The organism is Burkholderia sp. Se-20378, assembly GCF_017104665.1.
GTDB classification, from domain to species: Bacteria; Pseudomonadota; Gammaproteobacteria; order Burkholderiales; family Burkholderiaceae; genus Burkholderia; species Burkholderia lata.
On the sequence record NZ_JAAGPG010000585.1, the window covers coordinates 1 to 4,835 of the forward strand.

At 66.0% G+C, this 4,835-nt stretch carries 3 protein-coding genes; 2 read left to right on the forward strand and 1 reads right to left on the reverse strand.

Features of this window, described 5'->3' with window-relative positions; genetic code table 11:
- Positions 1-2,877: excinuclease ABC subunit UvrA (uvrA, locus tag G3N93_RS34160; RefSeq protein WP_206134951.1), on the reverse strand; the 2,877-nt coding region annotated here is incomplete at its 3' end.
- 264 nt (positions 2,878-3,141) lie between these two features.
- Here uvrA and G3N93_RS34165 point away from each other — a divergent pair.
- On the forward strand, positions 3,142-4,329 hold the full coding sequence (locus G3N93_RS34165) for an MFS transporter (protein ID WP_043187349.1): 1,188 nt from the start codon (positions 3,142-3,144) through the stop codon (positions 4,327-4,329).
- Between the two features lie 101 nt (positions 4,330-4,430).
- Positions 4,431-4,835 (forward strand): single-stranded DNA-binding protein (ssb, locus tag G3N93_RS34170; RefSeq protein WP_206134952.1); only part of this gene is annotated, 405 nt, incomplete at its 3' end.

The window sequence follows — 4,835 nt, forward strand, 5'->3', positions numbered from 1 at the left end:
CGCGACCTTGCGGGTCGGGCGCTTGAGCAGCGGTGCGAGGTACTTGCCGGTAAAGCTCGCCTTCGTCTTCGCGACCTGCTCGGGCGTGCCCTGCGCGATGATCTGGCCGCCACCGGCACCGCCTTCGGGGCCGAGGTCGATCACCCAGTCGGCCGTCTTGATCACGTCGAGGTTGTGCTCGATGATCACGACCGTGTTGCCCTGGTCGCGCAGCCGGTGGATCACTTCCAGCAGCAGTGCGATGTCGTGGAAGTGCAGGCCGGTGGTCGGCTCGTCGAGGATGTACAGCGTGCGGCCGGTGTCGCGCTTGGAGAGCTCGAGCGACAGCTTCACGCGCTGCGCCTCGCCGCCCGACAGCGTCGTGGCCGACTGGCCGAGACGGATGTAGCCGAGGCCGACGTCGAGCAGCGTCTTCAGCTTGCGCGCGATGACCGGCACCGCGCTGAAGAACGCGTACGCATGCTCGACGGTCATGTCGAGCACTTCGCTGATGTTCTTGCCCTTGTACTGCACTTCGAGCGTTTCGCGGTTGTAGCGCTTGCCGTGGCACACGTCGCACGGCACGTAGACGTCCGGCAGGAAGTGCATTTCCACCTTCAGCACGCCGTCGCCCTGGCACGATTCGCAGCGGCCGCCCTTCACGTTGAACGAGAAGCGGCCCGGATCGTAGCCGCGCTCCTTCGAGGTCGGCACGCCCGAGAACAGCTCGCGGATCGGCGTGAACAGGCCGGTGTAGGTGGCCGGGTTCGAGCGCGGCGTGCGGCCGATCGGCGACTGGTCGACGTTGATCACCTTGTCGAAGTGCTCGAGGCCCTCGATCGCCTCGTGCGGCGCCGGCTCGGCCGACGAACCGTACAGGTGGCGCGCGACCGCGTGATACAGCGTGTCGTTGATCAGCGTCGACTTGCCGGAACCCGACACGCCGGTGATGCAGGTCAGCAGGCCGACCGGCAGCTCCAGATCGACATGCTTCAGGTTGTTGCCGTGCGCGTCGACGATGCGCAGCATCCGCTCGGGATCGGGGGCGAGCCGCTCGTCCGGGTACTCGATCGTGCGCTTGCCGACCAGGTACTGGCCGGTGAGCGACTGCGGGTTCGACTGCACCTGCTTCGGCGTGCCCTCGGCCACGATCACGCCGCCGTGCTCGCCGGCGCCCGGGCCCATGTCGACGACGTAGTCGGCCGTGCGGATCATGTCCTCGTCGTGCTCGACGACGATCACCGAGTTGCCGAGGTCGCGCAGATGCTTGAGGGTCGAGATCAGGCGGTCGTTGTCGCGCTGGTGCAGGCCGATCGACGGCTCGTCGAGCACGTACATCACGCCCGTGAGGCCCGAGCCGATCTGCGACGCGAGCCGGATGCGCTGCGCCTCGCCGCCCGACAGGGTTTCGGCGCTGCGCTCGAGCGACAGGTAGTCGAGGCCGACGTTGTTCAGGAAGGTGAGGCGCGCGACGATTTCCTTGATCACCTTGTCGGCGATCTCGCGTTTCGCGCCTTCGAGCGTCAGGCCGTCGAAATAGCCGAGTGCGTCGCGCAGCGGCCAGCCGCTGATTTCAAAGATGCCGCGCGCGTAGTCGCCCGTGCCGATCCGCACGTGGCGCGCTTCGCGGCGCAGGCGCGTGCCGTCGCAGGACGGGCACGGCTGGTTGTTCTGGTACTTCGAGAGTTCTTCCCGCACCGCGACCGAATCGGTCTCGCGGTAGCGGCGCTCGAGGTTCGGGATGATCCCTTCGAACACATGCTCGCGGATCGTCGTGCGGCCGCGCTCGTTGATGTACGAGAACGGGATCGTCTGCTTGCCCGAGCCGAACAGCAGCACCTTCCGGATCTTTTCCGGCAGATCCTCGAATGCGGCGTCGATGTCGAATTCGTAGAACGCCGCGAGACTCTGCAGCATCTGGAAATAGAACTGGTTGCGGCGGTCCCAGCCCTTCACGGCGCCGGCGGCGAGCGACAGCGACGGGTGCGCGACGACCCGCTTCGGGTCGAAGAACGTGATCTGGCCGAGGCCGTCGCATTCCGGGCACGCGCCCATCGGGTTGTTGAACGAGAACAGGCGCGGCTCGAGCTCCTGCAGCGAGTACGAGCAGATCGGGCACGCGAACTTCGAGCTGAACAGGTGCTCGTGGTCGGTATCCATTTCGAGCGCGATCGCGCGGCCGTCGGCGAGGCGCAGCGCCGTCTCGAACGACTCGGCGAGGCGCTGCTTCATGTCCGGGCGCACCTTCAGTCGGTCGACGACGACGTCGATCGTGTGCTTGTCGTTCTTCTTCAGCTTCGGCAGCGACTCGACCTCGTAGATCTTCGCGACGCCTTCGTTCGCGGTACCGCCGCCCGAGCGCACGCGAAAGCGCACGAAACCCTGCGCCTGCATGTCCTCGAACAGCTCGGCGTGCTCGCCCTTGCGGTTCGCGACGACGGGCGCGAGGATCATCAGCTTGGTTTCCTCGGGCAGCGCGAGCGCCGCATCGACCATCTGCGACACGCTCTGCGCTTCCAGCGGGATATCGTGGTCGGGGCAGTACGGCGTCCCGACACGTGCGAACAAAAGTCGCAGGTAGTCGTGGATTTCCGTGACCGTGCCGACGGTCGAACGCGGGTTGTGGGACGTCGCCTTCTGCTCGATCGAGATCGCCGGCGACAGGCCTTCGATCAGGTCGACGTCGGGTTTCTCCATCAGCTGCAGGAACTGGCGGGCATACGCGGACAGGCTTTCGACGTAGCGGCGCTGGCCCTCGGCATAAAGGGTATCGAACGCGAGCGACGACTTGCCCGACCCGGACAACCCGGTAATCACGATCAGCTTGTGGCGCGGCAGGTCGAGATTGACGTTTTTCAGGTTGTGGGTACGAGCCCCACGAATGCGGATCTGTTCCATGAACCTGGCGAAAATGGAGGGAACCAAACCTGCTACTATAACGGCTTTTCGAGGCCGTCGTTTGGGGTCCCCAGCCTTAGCAGCAGGTGGCAGCAAGATGGCGCCTGCGCCGGGAAAGCGGCCGCGCCGCGCGGTTCCGGGCGGCCTGCGGGCTGCCTGAATCCTGCCCCGACGTGTTGCCGGCCAAGCCTCCCGGGCCGCTGGTCCTGATCTTCCGCCGCCCGGTGTCGGGCGGACATTCCGATCATTCGAAATTCATTCCCGATGTCCAATCCGTCTGCCACGTCTTCCCGCATGACTGCGCCCGAATTGCGCGCGACCACGTCGCTCGCGGCGATCTTCGCGCTGCGCATGCTCGGCCTGTTCATGATCATGCCGGTGTTCTCGGTCTACGCGAAAACCATCCCGGGCGGCGACAACGTGCTGCTCGTCGGTATCGCGCTCGGGGCCTACGGCGTCACGCAGTCGCTGTTCTATATCTTCTACGGCTGGGCGTCCGACAAGTTCGGCCGCAAGCCGGTGATCGCCACCGGTCTCGTGATCTTCGCGATCGGCAGCTTCGTCGCCGCGTCCGCGCACGACATCACGTGGATCATCGTCGGCCGCGTGATCCAGGGGATGGGCGCGGTGTCGTCCGCGGTGCTCGCGTTCATCGCCGACCTGACCTCCGAGCAGAACCGCACGAAGGCGATGGCGATGGTCGGCGGCTCGATCGGCGTGTCGTTCGCGGTCGCGATCGTCGGTGCGCCGATCGTGTTCCACTGGGTCGGGATGAGCGGGCTGTTCGCGATCGTCGGCGTGCTGTCGATCCTCGCGATCGGCGTCGTGCTGTGGATCGTGCCCGACGCGGCGAAGCCCGTGCACGTGCCCGCGCCGTTCGCCGAGGTGCTGCACAACGTCGAGCTGCTGCGCCTGAACTTCGGCGTGCTGGTGCTGCACGCGACGCAGACGGCGCTGTTCCTCGTCGTGCCGCGCCTGCTCGTCGATGGCGGCCTGCCGGTCGCCTCGCACTGGAAGGTCTACCTGCCGGTGATGGGGCTCGCGTTCGTGATGATGGTCCCGGCGATCATCGTCGCGGAAAAACGGGGCAAGATGAAGCCGGTGCTGCTCGGCGGCATCCTGGCTATCCTGATCGGCCAATTGCTGCTGGGCAGCGCGCCGCATACCATCCTGATTGTGGCAGCGGTCCTTTTCGTCTACTTCCTCGGCTTCAACATCCTGGAAGCGTCTCAGCCGTCGCTCGTGTCGAAGCTCGCGCCCGGTTCGCGCAAGGGCGCGGCCACGGGCGTCTACAACACCACGCAGTCGATCGGGCTCGCGCTCGGCGGCATCGTGGGCGGCTGGCTGCTGAAGCACGGTGGCGCCAATACGGTCTTCTACACGTGTTCTGGGCTCGTTGCCGCGTGGCTTATAATCGCGGCCAGCATGAAAGCGCCGCCGCGCAAGGCCTGAACTCACTTCGGGCAGGCACCGGCGGCGTTCGCCGGCTTGCCCGGCGGGCCGTACCGACAGCATGAGCGGGCGGCCCGGCATCGAATTTACTGGAGAAACACATGGCATCCGTCAACAAGGTCATCCTCGTCGGCAATCTCGGCGCCGATCCTGAAGTCCGTTACCTGCCGAGCGGCGACGCGGTTGCGAACATCCGTCTCGCGACGACCGACCGCTACAAGGACAAGGCAAGCGGCGATTTCAAGGAAATGACCGAGTGGCATCGCGTCGCGTTCTTCGGTCGTCTGGCGGAAATCGTCAGCGAGTACCTGAAGAAGGGTTCGTCGGTCTATATCGAAGGCCGCATCCGCACGCGCAAGTGGCAGGGTCAGGACGGCCAGGATCGTTACTCGACCGAAATCGTCGCAGACCAGATGCAGATGCTCGGCGGCCGCGGTGCGGGCGGCGGCGGCGGTGGCGGCGGTGACGAAGGCGGTTACGGCGGCGGCTACGGTGGTGGCGGCGGC